Source organism: Pseudomonas sp. P1.31 (genome assembly GCF_001269815.1).
GTDB classification, from domain to species: domain Bacteria; phylum Pseudomonadota; class Gammaproteobacteria; order Pseudomonadales; family Pseudomonadaceae; genus Aquipseudomonas; species Aquipseudomonas rustica.
Genome location: NZ_LHVN01000004.1, coordinates 15,529 through 33,080, shown reverse-complemented (window position 1 = coordinate 33,080; position 17,552 = coordinate 15,529). Strand labels below are relative to the sequence as shown.

Here is a 17,552-nt window from a genome sequence, read left to right as displayed (position 1 = left end):
TTTTGATCTTGTTTTTAAAGATCAAGATCAAAAGATCGCAGCCTGCGGCAGCTCCTGCAGGGTGTACGACATCATTTTTAACTGCCGATATTGGATTCCCACAATGGACCTGACCCCACGCGAAAAAGACAAGCTGCTGATCTTCACCGCCGGCCTCGTCGCCGAGCGGCGTTTGGCGCGCGGCGTGAAACTCAACTACCCGGAAGCCATGGCCTACATCTCCGCTGCGCTGCTCGAAGGCGCGCGTGACGGTCGGACCGTCGCCGAGTTGATGCACTTCGGCACTACCCTGCTCAGCCGCGAACAAGTGATGGAAGGCATCCCGGAAATGATCCCGGAGATTCAGGTCGAAGCGACGTTCCCCGACGGCACCAAACTGGTCACCGTCCACCAACCGATCGTCTGAGGCCGCGCCATGACTTACTCCATTCGCGACGCCGTTCACGCCGATCTGCCGGCGATCCGCGACATCTACAACGACGCCGTGCTCAACACCACGGCGATCTGGAATGAACAAGCCGTCGACCTCGGCAACCGCCAGGCGTGGTTCAGCGCGCGTCAGGCACAGGCCTATCCGATTCTAGTGATCGTCGACGCCGACAACACTGTGCTCGGCTACGCTTCGTTCGGTGACTGGCGGCCGTTCGACGGATTCCGCCACACCGTCGAGCACTCGGTGTATGTGCGCAGCGACCAACGCGGCAACGGCCTCGGCCCGCAACTGATGACTGTGCTGATCGAACGGGCGAAGACCTGCGACAAGCACGTGATGGTCGCCGCCATCGAAAGCGGCAACGCTGCTTCGATTCGTCTGCACGAGCGCGCCGGTTTCATCACCACCGGGCAGATGCCGCAAGTCGGCACCAAGTTCGGCCGCTGGCTCGACCTGACATTCATGCAACTGACCCTCAATCCTGGCGCGGAGCCGCCTGAAACCATCAAGGAGTGACACCGATGAACGCCGCCCAACTGCGCCGCGTCAATGCTGAAAGTTTTGCCCACTACCGTCAGGGCCTGATCGATTTGCTGCTCGACGCAGTGGGTTATGGCGCCAGCGTCGGTTTCATGGCCGACCTCGATGCGGTGCAGGCGCGCGCATACTTCGATGAGGTTCAGGACAACGTCAACAAGGGCAGCGTGCTGCTCTGGGTGGTGGTCAAAGACGAAGAAGTGCTGGCCAGTGTGCAGTTGGGTCTGTGTCAGAAGGCCAACGGCTTGAACCGCGCCGAGGTGCAGAAACTGCTGGTGCGCGAAGACGCGCGGCGTCGCGGCCTCGGTCAGCAATTGATGAGCGCGCTGGAACTCGAAGCGCCGAAGCACAAGCGCGGCATGCTCTACCTCGACACCGAAGCGGGCTCGCCCGCCGAAAATTTCTATCAGGCATTGGGTTACACCCGCGCGGGTGCCATCCCCGATTACGCCTGCGACCCGAACGGCACCTATCGGCCGACCGCCCTCTATTACAAGATTCTGCAAGGAGCCCAGTGATGATTCCTGGCGAGTACCAGATCCAGCCCGGCGACATCGAACTCAACGTCGATCGCCGCACTATCAGCCTGAAAGTCGCCAACAGCGGCGACCGGCCGATTCAGGTGGGGTCGCACTATCACTTTTTTGAAACCAACGACGCGCTGGCGTTTGACCGCGCAGCCAGCCGTGGCATGCGCCTGAATATTCCGGCGGGGACGGCGGTGCGTTTTGAGCCGGGGCAGAGTCGTGAGGTTGAGTTGGTGGATTACGCCGGGCATCGGCGGGTGTTTGGGTTTGCCGGACGAATCATGGGTGATCTCGACTGACCGATCGTTCCCACGCTCTGCGTGGGAATGCATCCCGTGACGCTCCGCGTCACATAACGGCGGACGCAGAGCGTCCATGGCGGCATTCCCACGCAGAGCGTGGGAACGATCATTGAATTCCAAGGCAAGCACATGAAAATCTCCAGACAAGCCTACGCCGACATGTTCGGCCCCACCGTCGGCGACAAGGTGCGCCTGGCCGACACCGAGCTGTGGATCGAGGTCGAAAAAGACTTCACCACCTACGGCGAAGAAGTGAAATTCGGTGGCGGCAAAGTCATCCGCGACGGTCAGGGCCAAAGCCAGTTATTGGCCGCCGAAGTGGTCGACACGCTGATCACCAACGCGCTGATCATCGACCACTGGGGCATCGTCAAAGCCGACGTCGGCCTCAAGGACGGGCGCATCGCCGCCATCGGCAAGGCCGGTAACCCGGACGTGCAGCCCAACGTGACCATCGCCATCGGCGCCGGCACCGAAGTCATCGCCGGTGAAGGCATGATCCTCACCGCCGGTGGCATCGACACGCACATCCACTTCATCTGCCCACAGCAGATTGAAGAGGCGCTGATGAGCGGCGTCACCACCATGATCGGCGGCGGCACCGGCCCGGCCACTGGCACCAACGCCACAACGTGCACATCGGGCCCTTGGCACCTGGCGCGCATGCTTCAGGCCGCCGACGCCTTCCCGATGAACATCGGCCTCACCGGCAAGGGCAACGCCAGCCTGCCGGAACCGCTGATCGAGCAGGTCAAGGCCGGCGCCATCGGCCTCAAGTTGCACGAAGACTGGGGCACCACCCCGGCGAGCATCGATAACTGCCTGACTGTCGCCGACCAGTTCGACGTGCAGGTGGCGATCCACACCGACACCCTCAACGAATCTGGTTTCGTCGAAACCACCCTTGGCGCATTCAAGGGTCGCACCATCCACACCTACCACACCGAAGGTGCCGGTGGCGGTCACGCGCCGGACATCATCAAGGCCTGCGGCTTCCCCAACGTGCTGCCGAGCTCGACCAACCCGACGCGACCGTTCACCCGCAACACCATCGACGAACACCTCGACATGTTGATGGTCTGCCACCACCTCGACCCGAGCATTGCCGAAGATGTCGCGTTCGCCGAAAGCCGCATCCGTCGCGAAACGATTGCCGCCGAAGACATCCTTCATGACCTCGGCGCGTTCTCGATGATCAGCTCCGACAGTCAAGCCATGGGCCGCGTCGGCGAAGTCATCACGCGCACCTGGCAGACCGCCGACAAAATGAAAAAACAGCGCGGCCCACTGCCGCAGGACGGCGCAGGCAACGATAACTTCCGCGCCAAACGCTACATCGCCAAGTACACGATCAACCCGGCGATCACCCATGGCATCAGCCACGAAGTCGGCTCGATTGAAGTCGGCAAATGGGCCGACCTGGTGCTTTGGCGTCCGGCGTTTTTCGGCGTGAAACCGACGCTGATTCTCAAGGGTGGTGCGATTGCCGCCAGTTTGATGGGCGACGCCAACGCTTCGATTCCGACGCCGCAACCGGTGCATTACCGCCCGATGTTTGCCAGTTACGGTGGCTCGCTGCATGCCACCAGCCTGACCTTCATCAGCCAGGCTGCACACGACGCCGGGTTGCCCGAAGCGCTGGGTTTGAAGAAAAAAATCGCCGTGGTCAAAGGTTGTCGCGATGTGCAGAAAACCGATCTGATCCACAACGATTACCTGCCGAACATTGACGTCGACCCGCAGACGTATCAGGTCAAGGCCGACGGCGTATTGCTATGGTGTGAACCGGCGGAAACGCTGCCGATGGCACAGCGTTACTTTCTGTTTTAAGCCACAGCAGCAAAAAACCTGGAGGCGTTATCGCGCCTCCAGGCCTGTTTACGGTTTCACCGTGAACGGCGGATAAACCGTCTGCAGCTTCGCCCGATCTATCGCTTTTTGCGTCAGGGTTTTCTCCAGCGTTTGCAACGCTTCAAATTGCGCCATATCGTCCTCATCCTTGAGAGAGGTCAGCAACTCATCGAACTCTGTGCGGTACGTACGCTTGAGGAACTGCTGCCAAAAAGGCTGTTCAAGGATTCGTGGCGCCAGCAACTCTCCCTCCTCCAGCGCGATCACTCGCTGATAAGCATCCTCAATCATCTTCTCGGTGACGCCGGCGACGTTGCGGAACAACATACCGCGCGACTGCCACGGTAGATCCAGGCGGTCGGCCAGATCGGTCATGTAGGCCATATGAACCTCCACTTCATCGATGCTGCCGGTGACTCCGTCGGCATCCTCGCGGCGAAATGTTTCGCCGGCTTCCAAGCGGTCAGCCACACGCTGCCGGGCGATCTGCCCCAGCTCGTCGAGGCGCGACTTACCCCGCGCCAGCGAAACCAGTTCGGCCTCAACCAGATCAGTGTTGATCAGCCCGTACGCCTCATGCACCAGTACCTCGACGCCCATCGCGTTGAAAAACTGCGCACCGGCATCCGCACAGGTTGTGGAGGCGACGGCCTCGGCGAAAATTCTCTCGCGCAGTACAGTGTTCTCGTTCATGGCGAAAATCATTCGCCAGACCTTGGCCGTGAGGTCAGCTCGATAGCTCGGATCCGTCGCACGGAAGTCGGCTGAAGTCGTCAGCTTGCGCAGCTCGTTGAAGAATGGCTCGGAGCCGAACTCATCCTCCACTTCATCCCAGAATGGTTGACGCGCATTCCATTCAGCCTCGCTGATGCCCTCATCCCAGGCCGAGCTGTCGACGGTTCCCCACGACGGATATGGGCGATCCGGATCGAGCCCGACTGACTCGATATATTGCTTGAGCTTCTCAAGATTTTCTGCCGAAAGGAAATAAGGCTCGCGGCTCACTTTGGTTCGCGCAATCAATTCAGCGTAAACCGAACCCGGTGCGACATCCGGAAGCTCACTGATCTGGTTATGGCGCAAATCCAGGAACAGGTTTCGCGGTCGTTGTTTGGCAAACAGCCCCACCGGCCACGTATCAATGCCCGTGCTGTCCAGTGTCAGTACCAGCAAAGCCGGCATCTGACTGATATCCGGAACCAATCCGAGCGGATTCCCATCAAGCTTCAGCACATGCAGCCGGCTCATCGAGCGCAGCCGGGCAGCGCTCTCCAAGGTCAATGTGATCTGATTATCCGAAAGCATCAGCATACGCAGATGCGGCATGGAACTGATGACCTGCGGAAAATCGCTCAAGCGGTTCTTCAACAAATCGAGGTCGCGCAACTGGCGAAATCCGCCGAGAAAAGATAATTGGTTGGGGCGTATCTGGCCGTTTCGCAAGCTTAAGGAGGTGACGTGGTCAAAGCTGGCGCTCAGCGCGGGCATTGTCTCAAGATGACGACCCATCGGCAGACCATCGAGCACAAGCGCCTGGGCCCGGATAACTCCCCGTGCAGGAGGCCCCGCAGGGCCGGTGCGCTGCCAGCTTTGACGCAGAAGCTGATAGACCCTGTTGCGCGACGTCCACTCCGCCACGCCTTCAGGGCTGAGACGATAGATCAGATCCATGCCGTTCAACCAGCGCTGAAAGTCCAGGTTGAACCTGCTGAACTCTTTCTCCAGTGCCGCCACGCGACTTTCCATCACATTGGCGCCGAAGCTACCAAGCAGGCTTTCAACCTCTGCATCCGTGAAGGCAGGATACAGCGATCCCACCCGGCGCTTGAGCGCCGACCAACCTTCGGGTCGCAACGGATAGCCCTGCATACCGCCGCGCAGGCGCATGTTTTCGGGATCATAGGCAGGCTTGCGAATCGGGTTATCCAGCAGCACCCGTTCGAATTGTTCGTGACTCAATGGCGAGCGCTGAATCGCATGTTTCAGTCGTTCTCCCTGGAAAATGTCGAAACCCAGTGCCTGTCGTTGTTTATCGGGCAACGCATGCAACACAGCGCTGTAAAGATCCTCGGCACTGTGCAAATGCAGCCCTTGCTCATCACGTGCACTGTGAAGGCCATTTTCATCAGCGATCAGTACTTTGCGGATCGGTGCGTCAGCCTCTCCGACACTGGCCTCAAGCTGCCCGGTGAAAGAGCCATGGCGGATCTCCATGCGCACATCAGGCGACCATCCTGGCAGAGTTTCCAGCGAGCGCAGTGCCAGTCGACGGCTATCGGCATTGTCCAGTTGCTCAAGGTAAAGCCCTTCAAAGGCGCGACTCATACGAACCTTGACGCCCGCCGCACGCAGTTGCTGGCGCAGTTTGAGGACAACCTGCCCGCTCTCTTCGAACACGCGCACATTCTGTGGATCAGCATCCTTGAGTATTTGTTCGATCACACTGCACGGCAAATCGGGGTAATCGCTTTGCAATCTGCGCACGCGAATGTCGGCGGAAACGTCCGAGGTTTTGTACTGCGACTCGAACACCCGCGAGGTGCGCTTGACGGCCCGCACCGCCAGCGCTTCACGCAATGCCTCAATACGCACGGTTTTGTCAGTGGAGATGGCACGGCCGAGCAGCGCTTCGGTTTCGGGCTCATCCAGAAACGCCAGCACCCGGCTTTCGAACCGGCCTGTTTTAAGTTCTTCCTGGGTGACTATTAATGTATCGGCAAGCGTGGCGCCAGAGTTGCCATAAGTCACCGACGCTCGACCGGTTGGCAATGGATCTTTCAACATGATGGCTTTGGACTCGGGCCAGTGCGGTAGCTCGGTCATCAGCCCCGGCAAATAGCCCGTCAGATGATCGCTTATGTCACCGTTACGGATCTGCCCGCCGAACCGGCTGATCGAGTCATAGAGATCGAAGCGATGAAGGGTATCGGTCAACAAGGGTGGCGGCAGCTCATGTTCGACATGCAGACGCCGCAGCACGCCTTCATCAACACCGCTGACTTTAAGCGCTTGTGTCAGCGTTGTGTCACTGAGGGTGGCGGCCAGCGGATTGAGACGGCGCAATAGCTGAACCTGCGTCCACTCAAGCGGGCGGTCGACTTCGCTCTTCCAGGCGCCCGCCCGGTTGTGTTCGACCTGTGGCGCATAGGCATCGGCGCGGTTCGGGTGCTGCATGCGGAACTGGCCGTTAAGCGGATCCTCCTTCAACACGTACTGCTTGCCCTGCAGTTGCAGCACCCTTTTTCCTTGATACGGGTACAACCCGGCCTCGTCAGCCCATGTACGGGAAGGCAGCTCGAGTTTGTGCTCGTAAGGCGCGAGATCAGGGTTCCACATTTTCGTGCGGCCGTCGCCCAAAGACACCGACTTGAGGTTGTCGATAAAAGGGGAAGGCTTGATTGCTATTGCACCGTTGGGCAGAACATGGCCGGCGCTCATCAGCCCCAGTTGCGCAAAGTTGAGGATCACGCTGTTGATGTGCGCGCACGCCTCTTCCTTGTCACCGTGACTCCAGTCCTCAATGCCCTCGGCAAACTCCGCCAGTAACTGGGCGACCATCACCCCGAGCATTACCTCGCCGACGCCCGGTACCAACATCACAACGTAGTTGAAGAAGTTCCAGCCATAATTCAGATAGCTGATCAGTCGGTTCCAGCGGCTTTTAGCATCTTCGTCTCCCGTAGGCACAGCAATCCGTCGTGCATCGCTGATCGACTTGTCGCGTTTGCGCAGATACAGATGCTCCCAGAGACCGTCCTGAATGGGCACGGTAATCGGTTCTGCATGAGGATTTTCCACTGCAGTTTCGCGCCACCAAGGCCCCATATCGAGGGGCTCACGCTGATGCCAGGTGATTTCCTTGAGACGCTCGTTAGCGCGTTTGTAGAACGTCGGTTTGTCTTTTTGCGCCACAAACCGGCTGAAAAACTGTTGGTAGGATTTTTCCAGCAACTGCGTGGCCAAGGCTTTCATGAACGCAGTCAGTGACGGGTATTCTTTCAACGGGTGCAGCGGATCATCCGGGATGTATGCAACCAACGGCCCATTCAGAATACTTTGATCGTAGAAGTCATTACGCCGAGACATTTCGTCAGTGACAGCGCCTGGTCCATTGGCGAATACATCACTGAGCACCTTGTACTTTTCATACAAATTATCGTTGAGACCGGGGATACGCCGCGACCAGTCAAACAGGAACTGAAGTTCTGGCGATACAAGCCCCAGCAGGAATTTCTCGATCTCGGTTTTTTCTGCAACGGCACTGAACAGCACAATACCGGACAACTCCAACCCCATGATCCGCAAACGATGCGCCTTCAACGGACGCCCGTGAAAGCTGATCGATCGTTGTCCGCTGATCACATCACTAATGACGGCCTGAGCGTGCATGCCCAGATCCGCATTCATCCCGGCAATGGCCGCCGCAACTTCCAGCGCGGATTTTTCGACCGCCATCGACTGCTGTCTTAATGTCGCTTGTTTTGTCACATCGTCGGGGAGCAACAACGCCTTGAGGTGTTGCTGATATTGCGCGCCAATATCCAGCGAGCGGCAGACGCTGGCAATCTCACCGACCGTGACAGCCTGCTGCACAGGCGCGCCGTCAGCGTCGGCAACGTACACACCGGAGCCGCTGCGAAAATAGCCGTCCTCGGTTTCCGACTGCTCGAAATTGTGCAACGCCGCGGCCAGCAATGTGGAATGCTGCGAGCGCGCGGCCCCTCGGTCGATGCCGAAGATGATTTTGTCCGGGACATAAAGCCTGAGCATCGTTGCATCGACGTCCAGATCGACGTTGAGTTGGCTTTTCAGGGCCTCGGTCAGCAAGGGCCGGGCAAAGTCTTCGATGTTCTGTTCAAGGTGCTTCAGAGATGCATCGACTTCACCCTGAAGCTGCCAATGTTTTTGTACGAGCTGTTTCAAACGCTGCCGGCCTGTTGGCGGCCATGCCGAATACTGTTGCGCAACGTCCAGGTTCGCTTTGAGCGTTTCAAGTCGATGGGGCGGAGCCTGTTTGATTGCTTCTGGAATAAGCCCGATTAGTTCATCGTGATGCGGGCCGTTATCTGTCGACACGTTGTTAGTCACTACATCCATATTGAGCATCTCGTCATCCATTAACCTGGGCTCAGATTACGGACGACGAGAAAAAACAAAAAACCAAAATACTGCTCAACAAAACGCTGAAAACCCCTTAATCCCGCAGTAATTGAAGAGCCGAAAATACATATGTACCGCACCCAAAAAAATACCCCGGGAGCCGGGCATCAGCGGGGGTGTAATTCTCGCCAGAGGGGCTAATATTCGAATCGCCGTCCATCGATTCATGCTCAGGTAACCGCTCATGCGTCTTTCCGAGTTCATCGTGTGCAACGTGGATCCCATCGTCGCGGAGTGGGAGCAGTTCGCCGCCACCATCACGCCCGCTGCCGAGTACATGGACGCCGAAGACTTGCGTGACCACGCCAAAGCCATTTTGCTGGCCGCCGCCCGCGACATGAACAAACCGCAAAGTCCCGACGAACAGGCTGCCAAAGCCAAGGGCGACGGCCCGGAGAAAACCCCAAGCCTCGATCAGGCCGGCGCCAGCCATGGTGAATTGCGCCACACCGTCGGTTTTGATCTGGTGCAGATGACCTCGGAGTTTCGTCATTTGCGCGCCTGCGTGATCCGCCGCTGGGTCGACAGCCTCGAAGCGCCGGACATGACCTACTTTCAGGACATGATTCGTTTCAATGAAGCCATCGATGAAGCATTGGCCGAATCGACGGCGGCCTACGCAGAACAGGTCAATCGTTCGCGGGACATCTTTCTGGCGATTCTCGGCCACGACCTGCGCGCTCCGCTGCAAGCGGTGAGCATGTCCACCGAATTGTTGTTGCGCAAAGCGGCGCTGGAAGGCGATGCGCTGGCCTGCGCCCACAACATCAAGCGCGGTGCCCGGCACTTGGCGGCGATGGTCAGTGATTTGCTGGAGCTGGTGCGCAGCCGTCTCGGTAAAAGTCTGCCGATCAATCCGACTTCAATGGATCTGGCCGATGCCGCTCGGGCCGCCATCGCCGAAGCGAGCGCCGGCAATCCGCAATGCTTGCCGGTGCTGAATATTCACGGCGACATGAGCGGGAACTGGGACGCGGGGCGTATCGATCAATTGCTGCAAAACCTGATCGGCAATGCGCTGCAGCATGGATCGAACACGCAACAGGTGACGCTGACCCTGCAGGATGAGGCGGACGCGGTGTGCCTGTCGGTGCATAACTTCGGCACGCCGATTCCGGAGGATGCCTTAGGGACAATTTTCGATCCGTTGGTGCGCAGCGCCGATGAAGAACTGGGGCAGCCTTCGACCAGTCTCGGATTGGGCCTGTTTATTGTCAGGGAAGTGGTCAATGCCCATGGCGGGACGATTGAAGTCAGCTCGAGTGAGGCTGACGGCACGCGGTTTAGCGTAGTGTTACCGCGAACCCTGTAGGAGCTGCCGAAGGCTGCGATCTTTTGATCTTGTCTTTAAAAACAAAATCAAAAGATCGCAGCCTTCGGCAGCTCCTACAGGGGTGTTATTCGATTACCAGACGTGCCAGGCGTTGTTTGAGCATGCGGTTCTCGGCGCGCAATTCGCGAACCTCTTCCAGCAGATCCAGCGCCAGCGCGACGCCCTCCCACTCCAGCTCCAGATCGCGCCGCAGCTTCGCGGCGCGTTTGGCCAGGGCCAGTTCGTAGTCGGTGAAGCGCCATTCCCGGGGCTGCGCGCCCTGAGGTTCGAGGATGCCGTGTTCGACGATTTCGATCACGTAGACGTCCGATAAATCGGCCGCCTCACAGAATTCTGCCAGGTCCAGTTGAACGATCAGGGGGCTGCTCATGATGGGCTACTCCGTCGTCGAATTTAGAAGTTCTCTCGCGGATTGAAGGCGGCTTTGTTCGCCAGTTCCTGCCACAGCGCTTTGACTTCATCGTCGGACGCTTTCGGCATCACCGCTTTGAGCTGCACGAACAGGAAACCGCGTTCACCAGCCTTGTTTTTCAGACCGTGGCCTTTGGCGCGCATGCGCTGGCCATTCTGACTGCCGGCCGGCACCTTGAGGTTAATCTTGCCGGTCAGGGTCGGCACGGCCACTTCGGTGCCCAGCGCCAGCTCCCACGGTGCCAGCGGCAGCGTGATGATCAGGTTGTCGCCTTCGACATCGAATTTCGGGTGCGGCGCAAAACGAATGGTCAGGTACAGGTCGCCATTCGCCCCGCCACCGGCGCCCGGTGCGCCCTGGCCTTTAAGGCGGATACGCTCGCCGTCGGTCACGCCCGCCGGAATCTTCACGTTCAGGCTCTTCGTGGTGTTGCTGACGTGCTGGCCGTTGGCGTTGTATTGCGGCACCTGGAAGGTGACTTTCTTCGACTCGTTCGACAGCGTCTCCTCGAGGAAGATCGGCAGTTCCATTTCCACGTCTTGCCCTCGGCGCCCTGCACTGCGTTGTTGCCGACCTTCACCGCCACCGAAACCGGGGCCGCGATTGCCGAAGATCGAACTGAAAAAGTCCGAGAAGTCGCCGGTGTCCTGACCGCCGCCACCAAAGCCGCCACGGCTCTGCCAGCCCGGTGGCCCCTGGAACGGCTGACCGTGCTGGCCATAACGGCGCAGCTCGTCGTACTCGGCACGTTTGTCGGCGCTTTTCAGCGCTTCATAGGCTTCCGACGCGTCCTTGAATTTCTCCTCGGCGTCTTTTTCCTTGCTGACATCGGGGTGGTATTTGCGCGCCAGCTTGCGATAGGCCGCCTTGATTGCCTTGTCGTCTGCTGTCGGCTCCACGCCGAGGATCTTGTAATAGTCTTTGAAGTCCATTGAAGGAATCACCATCCGTTATCGATTTCGCGCCGTTGCCAAGCATGCGCCGATTCGCGCGTGCCAGGTTGACCGATCTCAAAGTTGTGACCGGGTGGCGCAGCAGAAGTTTATCGGCAGTGGACGGCGGTTCTTGTGACCGCCGGTGGTTCTGCCGGCCCATGCCAGCAAGTTTGGGGCGAAGCTGCGATTTTCAACCAGTTTAGTCGCGAAATAGCTGATGACCGGCCTTCGATTCTGGCGCGCACTGACATACACTGCGCGGCCGTTTTTTTGACCGGAACCGAAAGACATGAAAGACGCCTCTCCAGCCCGTGCCTGCGGCATCGACTTCGGCACGTCCAACTCCACCGTCGGCTGGCTGCGCCCCGGCATGGAAACGATGATCGCGCTGGAAGACGACAAGATCACCCTGCCGTCGGTGGTCTTCTTCAACATCGAGGAGCGCCGCCCGGTTTACGGTCGTCTGGCACTGCACGAGTACCTGGAAGGCTATGAAGGCCGACTGATGCGCTCGTTGAAAAGCCTGCTCGGTTCCAAACTGATCAAGCACGACACCAGCGTTCTCGGCACGGCGATGCCGTTCAAGGACTTGCTCGGCCTGTTTATCGGTCAGTTGAAGAGCCGTGCGGAAACCGCCGCCGGTCGGGAATTCGAGCAAGTGGTGCTGGGTCGTCCGGTGTTCTTCGTCGATGACGATCCTCTGGCTGACCAGGAAGCTGAAGACACTTTGGTCGACGTAGCCAAAAAGATCGGTTTCAAGGAAGTGTCGTTCCAGTACGAACCAATCGCAGCCGCCTTCGATTACGAGTCGACCATCGAAAAAGAAGAGCTGGTGCTGATCGTCGACATCGGCGGTGGTACCTCTGACTTCTCGCTGGTGCGCCTGTCGCCCGAGCGTCGCGGTGTCGACAACCGTCACGATGACATCCTCGCCACCGGCGGCGTGCACATCGGCGGTACCGACTTCGACAAACAGCTGAGCCTGCAAGGCCTGATGCCGCTGTTCGGCTACGGCAGCCGCATGAAGAGCGGCGCCTACATGCCGACCAGCCACCACATGAACCTGGCGACCTGGCACACCATCAACTCGGTGTATTCGCAGAAATCCAGCCTGGCGCTGGGCAGCATGCGTTACGACATCGAAGACACCGGCGGTATCGATCGCCTGTTCAAGTTGATCGAACAGCGCGCCGGCCACTGGTTGGCGATGGAAGTCGAAGAAACCAAGATCCAGCTGACCCACACCGACAGCCGCCATGTGCCGCTGGATCGGATCGAGGCCGGATTGAGCGTGGAATTGAGCCGCGCGCTGTTTGAATCGGCGATCGATGCGCTGCTGGAGCGGGTACGCGGCAGTGTTACGCAGTTGTTGAACGATGCCGGAGTGGCGGTCGATCAGGTTGATACGGTGTTCTTCACCGGCGGTTCGAGCGGGATTCCGGCGCTGCGCAACAGCGTCTCGGCGATGCTGCCGAATGCGCGGCATGTTGAAGGGAATATCTTTGGCAGCATTGGTAGTGGTTTGGCGATTGAAGCGATGAAACGCTATGGCGCCATGAACTGACCTGAAATCGGCGTCGCGCCTTTCGCGAGCAAGCTCGCTCCCACATTTGACCGCATTCCTTCAGTTGAAATGCAATCCCATGTGGGAGCGAGCTTGCTCGCGAAGGCGCCAGATCAGGCGACACAGATTCATCGGTTAGACCATCCCGCCCAGTTTCAACTCAGACTTCAAATACGCGTAATAAATCGGCCCCGCCACCACCCCCGGCAATCCGAACGCGGCCTCGAACACCAGCATCGCCAGCAGCAACTCCCACGACTTGGCACTGATCTGCCCGCCGACAATGCGCGCATTCAGGAAGTATTCAAGTTTGTGGATAACGATCAGATAACCCAACGCCGCCACCGCCACCCAGATCGACAGCGACAGGCCGACGATGGTGATCAGCGTGTTGGAAATCAGGTTGCCGATTACCGGCAGCAGACCAAGCAGGAAGGTCAGCACGATCAGGGTTTTGGTCAACGGCAGCTTCACGCCGAACATCGGCAGGATCACCGCGAGGAAGATCCCGGTGAAGAAGGTGTTGAGCAAGGCAATTTTGATCTGCGCGAAAACGATATTGCGAAACGCTTGAACCAGCAGGTGCAGACGGTCGAACAGCGCCGCCGCCAGCGGTTTGCGTTTGGTGACGTCCGGCACGCGCTGCAGGGCGATGATCGCGCCGAGCACCATGCCGATCAGCAGCGTCACGAACATGTGCGCTGCATCCTTGCCGACCAGTTGCAGCTCGGAGAGATGCTTGCTCATCCATTCGCCAATCGCCACGCGGAATTCACCGGCGCTGGCGGGCAGATAGGCGTCGATGAACGGCGGCAGTTGCCCGCGCGCACGATCCACCACGCCCATGAATTTATCCAGGGAGGCGCCCGGGTTTTCCGCTTCGTGCAACAGGAAACTGATCGCGCCGGCAAAGAGCAGCGCCAGCACACTGACCACCAACGTCCCCAGCAACGCCACCGCCAGCCAGCGCGCGCGGCGGCCTTCGATCAGCCGTTGCAGTTGCGGGGTGAGCATGTTGACCAGCTCGAACACCAACAAGCCGGCGAGCAGGCTTGGCAACAAGCGCAGCGGCAGCACCAGCAGCAAACCGCCGAAAATGATGATGCAACTGACCCAGAACACTACATGACGCTCAGAAAACGTTGGCATACAGCCTCAAAACGAACGGCGTAAAAGGATGGGCAGTCTGCCAGCGTTCCGGCGCCGAAGCGAGCACAGGCCCGGGTGCCTCGTCGCGCCGAAAAGATCGCAGCCTGCGGCAGCTCCTACAGGATCGCGGTCTCAGGTAGGAGCTGCCGCAGGCTGCGATCTTTTGCTCTTATTTTTTCTTCAGGCAATCACTCATAAATGCCTTGCGCGCATCGCCGGTCAGCGCTTTGGTTTTCGCATCGGCGTTGCAGGTGGTCATTTTTTGCTGCTGCGGGGTCAGTTGCTTGCCGTCGTTAGCCGCAGGCGTTGCTTTGAGGCAGGTGCTCATGAAGGTTTTGCGCTCATCGCCCTTGAGGCTCTTGGCGGTCGCATCGGCATTGCAGGTGGTCATCTTGTTTTGCTGCGCCGTGGCGGCGAAGCCCTGGGAACACAGGAGCAAACCAATCATCAACAAAGGCACACGCAACATCTTCATGGAGTTTTCTCCTTGTCGCCGCACCGATGGATGCGGCCTCACTGTGGAGTGTAGACAAAGGCTGTTACACCTTCCTCATCACCCGTGGGCCACACCCGAAGAATGCCTCAGGGGTTTCTCCCAACTGGATCATTGCGTAGCGTTGGTATCCGACCTGAAAATCGCCCTGAATCGTTCATATGCAGCGCTTCGCTGCTCAATCGCGGAAAGTGGCAACTTCTCGAACGAAACCGGCACCTCACCCGGCATATGATAAGTGGAGCCCAGCGTCTCCAGAGAGATCCACTCGGCATAGCCGTTCTTGTGCATTTTGCTGATCTTCAGTTCTCGGATCGTACTGTCTTCAACGACGGCTGGAAGCATGGCGGGCCCCGGCGCGGTATCGTTGATGAAACCGTACTCTGCGACAGCAGGGCCTGGTTCCAGGGTCTCGAGCGCAGGCAACTTGAAATTGAACTTACCTTTGTCAACTGTGTGGGCTGCCGGGAATTCTACCCAGGAATCGGCGACAACCAGGTCGGAAGGTTTTCCGTCAAGATCGCCGATCAGCACATACTGGTGGTCAACTTGCGAACCTCCGACATCAGTCAACGTCGCCTGGACGATATGAATCGGAGAGGTTCTCGGTTGATTGGCAAGAATCGAAAACACCACTTTGGAGTTTTCCGAACAGTTGCCACTCTTTATTTCAATGGCTTTTTGCGCATGTTCGGCAATGGTCATATCGGCGGTGAATTCCTGGGTCACCGCATTATATTTTCGAAGGCTCTTGATCTTCGCGATGCCCGCCCCGCCTTTCTCAAAAATGCTTGGCAACTGATTACCCGACATCGGCAACAGCTCCTTGGCGCGATAGATAGCTCGCTGGGCCTGTTGTAGATTGGACATCACTTGCGCTGTTACCTCGGTTGGCTCTTGCCGCTGCGGTTGCGCAACGGTGCCGTGTTCTCGAAACGTGTCACGCAGCTCCTGTAATTCTTCCGGGATCGCCCGTGCCTCTCGGGTGGCAAGCTGCAACGAATCGTAGTCGTCGAACCGCCCGGTCTGCTCCAGATTGCGCGCATAAGCGCCCAGATTTCGCTCGAATTCGGTCAGCGGCACCAGTCGTTCTGCGGTGAACATCCGTTCAGTCAGGACTTCGAACTGCTCGGGCGTCATCAATCTCTGCAGATCCGGCAGCGCTTCTACGCTTTTTATCGTCTGTTGACTGGCGGCCCAGTCGCCCGCCACGTTGGCCTCCGCCAGCGCCTTCCAGAGAAAGTTGTCTTTTGGATACGCCGCAAGCCATTGCAAACCGCGCAAAAAATCAAATCGTTCTGCATCAGGAACGTCCGGATTGAAGGCCATGTCGACAAAATCCGAATAGAGATGGGCGATTTCTTGCAGTTGCGTCGCCTCCCCCACATACGGATACCAAAGTCTGCTGTCGGGATCGTGTAAAAGTATCGGGCCGGAAGCGACTGACTCCCTCAACAGCTTGGCACGGTATTGCCCGATGACAGGATCCTTGACGACATGCACAACCCCGACGTATTCGACGTCAACGTACTGCCGGCCATTGAGCGTTCGTAACCCGTCGGCATCGGCCGTCGGTAACTTCGCAACCTTGACCACCTGATATTCACTCAGAGGGCGAGGCAATGATTCCCCTGCCGGTTGTCCGGTGCCAATGACCAAATCGCCGATCGTTACCGATAGCTCAGGTGTCGGCAAATTCACGTCGGCGCTACCGGGTACGTGACTTGTCCCCGGCGTCGGTGAGCGGTTCGCCCCGGGAAAGAATTCAACAGTTATACGGGGCGGTGAGTCAGGTCGTGGTACCGGACTGCCCGGGCGCGAACCCGGCGCAGGAGCATCGACTCTCACGGTGCCATTGGAGGGGGGTCTGCGAATCATCGGTTTTCATCCTTGTTGTACGGCTGCGGCTACATGCCGGGTGATTTCTCGACGGTTTTACAGCGCCCTCTCAAAAATTTCCCAAACAATGTTATGCAGCACTTTTCACCGTGCAGGCTTCGCATTCACTGCAACGGTGCAAGCGAGAAAAACCGCTCGCCTCTCAACAATCCGGCCAATCAAAACATATTGTTTCGCCGGTAGTGCTCCGGCGTACAACCGGCCTGTCGCGCAAACATGGCGATAAACGCCGAGCCACTGCTGTAGCCGAGATCGAAGGCGATTTCCTGCACGCTACGCTGACCCTCCAACGCTTCGATCGCCGCAAGGTAACGCAGACGCTGGCGCCACTCGCCAAAACTCATCCCCAGTTCCCGTACAAACTGACGCGCCAACGTGCGCTCACTGACATGCACTTGCGCCGCCCAATTCGCCAGCGGTTGGTTGTTGCCCGGCTCGGCCTGCAACGCTTCTAGGATCGCCAGCAAACCCGGACTGCTCGCGTAGGGCAGATAACACTCGTGCACCGGCGCCTGTTGCAGTTGATCGACCAACACCTGCGCCAGTCGTTGATCGGCATCGAGTTGAGGAATTTTCACATCGCGCGCGGCGAAGTCCTTGAGGATCGCTTTGAGAATGTCGCTGATCGCCAGCGTGCAGGCGCGTCGGGGCAGATCGGCGCAGACCTTGGGATCCAGACACACCGCGCGATAGTTGACCGGTTGATGGCTGTAAAAACTGTGCTCGACCTGCGGCGGCACCCACACCGCGTATTGCGGCGGTGACATGAAGCGGCTGCCGTCGACGTCCATGTGCAGCACGCCGTGCGCCGCGTATTCCAGCGTGCCCCATGGATGGCGGTGCGGCGCGGCGAATTCGTGGGCGTTGAAATCGGCATAACGGAAGTACACCGCCGACGGCAGCTCGCTGAAATCCAGCAGATCGATGTGTTTACTGTTCATGCTGTCCGGTTTCAGA

Annotated in this window: 14 protein-coding genes; 7 read left to right on the top strand and 7 right to left on the bottom strand. The window is 58.5% G+C overall.

Going from position 1 to position 17,552, the window contains the following annotated elements; translation table 11 throughout:
* Positions 1-103 precede the first annotated feature (103 nt).
* From ureA to ureC, 5 genes are all read left to right on the top strand, one after another.
* Positions 104-406: an urease subunit gamma gene (gene ureA, locus AD669_RS02635; RefSeq protein WP_008085431.1), complete on the top strand. Its 303-nt coding sequence runs from the start codon at positions 104-106 to the stop codon at positions 404-406.
* Positions 407-415: 9 nt separating this feature from the next.
* Entirely contained in the window at positions 416-949 is a 534-nt protein-coding gene (locus tag AD669_RS02630) for a GNAT family N-acetyltransferase (protein WP_053116840.1), read from the top strand.
* Between the two features lie 5 nt (positions 950-954).
* Positions 955-1,488, top strand: coding sequence for a GNAT family N-acetyltransferase (locus AD669_RS02625; RefSeq protein ID WP_053116839.1), 534 nt, complete (start codon positions 955-957; stop codon positions 1,486-1,488).
* Positions 1,488-1,796 carry an urease subunit beta gene (locus AD669_RS28645; RefSeq protein WP_053116838.1) on the top strand — a complete coding sequence of 103 codons (309 nt, stop codon included), beginning with the start codon at positions 1,488-1,490 and terminating at the stop codon, positions 1,794-1,796. The genes AD669_RS02625 and AD669_RS28645 overlap by 1 nt, the downstream gene beginning before the upstream one ends.
* Before the next feature lie 132 nt (positions 1,797-1,928).
* Positions 1,929-3,629, top strand: coding sequence for an urease subunit alpha (gene ureC / locus AD669_RS02615; RefSeq protein WP_053116837.1), 1,701 nt, complete (start codon positions 1,929-1,931; stop codon positions 3,627-3,629).
* 48 nt (positions 3,630-3,677) lie between these two features.
* Here ureC and AD669_RS02610 read toward each other — a convergent pair whose 3' ends face one another.
* Positions 3,678-8,768: an NEL-type E3 ubiquitin ligase domain-containing protein gene (locus tag AD669_RS02610; RefSeq protein ID WP_053116836.1), complete on the bottom strand. Its 5,091-nt coding sequence runs from the start codon at positions 8,766-8,768 to the stop codon at positions 3,678-3,680.
* Positions 8,769-8,994: 226 nt separating this feature from the next.
* Between AD669_RS02610 and AD669_RS02605 the strand changes: the two genes are divergently transcribed.
* A complete protein-coding gene (locus AD669_RS02605) occupies positions 8,995-10,122 on the top strand; it encodes a sensor histidine kinase KdpD (RefSeq protein ID WP_053116835.1) in 1,128 nt (375 codons plus the stop codon).
* Positions 10,123-10,207: 85 nt separating this feature from the next.
* Here the strand turns inward: AD669_RS02605 and AD669_RS02600 are convergent, their stop codons facing one another.
* Complete coding sequence (locus AD669_RS02600; RefSeq protein ID WP_053116834.1) at positions 10,208-10,513, bottom strand: chaperone modulator CbpM; 306 nt, start codon at positions 10,511-10,513, stop codon at positions 10,208-10,210.
* 23 nt (positions 10,514-10,536) lie between these two features.
* Entirely contained in the window at positions 10,537-11,487 is a 951-nt protein-coding gene (locus AD669_RS02595) for a DnaJ C-terminal domain-containing protein (protein ID WP_053116833.1), read from the bottom strand.
* Positions 11,488-11,779: 292 nt separating this feature from the next.
* Here AD669_RS02595 and AD669_RS02585 point away from each other — a divergent pair, with 292 nt between their 5' ends.
* The gene (locus AD669_RS02585; protein ID WP_053116831.1) at positions 11,780-13,054 is read left to right on the top strand and encodes an Hsp70 family protein; all 1,275 of its coding nucleotides are present in this window, start codon (positions 11,780-11,782) and stop codon (positions 13,052-13,054) included.
* A gap of 135 nt (positions 13,055-13,189) precedes the next feature.
* On the opposite strand, the gene AD669_RS02580 is transcribed toward AD669_RS02585, so the two are convergent.
* From AD669_RS02580 to AD669_RS02565, 4 genes are all read right to left on the bottom strand, one after another.
* A complete protein-coding gene (locus AD669_RS02580) occupies positions 13,190-14,203 on the bottom strand; it encodes an AI-2E family transporter (RefSeq protein ID WP_053116830.1) in 1,014 nt (337 codons plus the stop codon).
* A gap of 169 nt (positions 14,204-14,372) precedes the next feature.
* Positions 14,373-14,678, bottom strand: coding sequence for a PsiF family protein (locus AD669_RS02575; protein ID WP_053116829.1), 306 nt, complete (start codon positions 14,676-14,678; stop codon positions 14,373-14,375).
* Positions 14,679-14,807: 129 nt separating this feature from the next.
* Entirely contained in the window at positions 14,808-16,397 is a 1,590-nt protein-coding gene (locus AD669_RS02570) for a hypothetical protein (RefSeq protein WP_156316122.1), read from the bottom strand.
* 356 nt (positions 16,398-16,753) lie between these two features.
* A complete protein-coding gene (locus AD669_RS02565) occupies positions 16,754-17,536 on the bottom strand; it encodes a helix-turn-helix transcriptional regulator (protein ID WP_053116827.1) in 783 nt (260 codons plus the stop codon).
* Between the last annotated feature and the right edge of the window lie 16 nt (positions 17,537-17,552).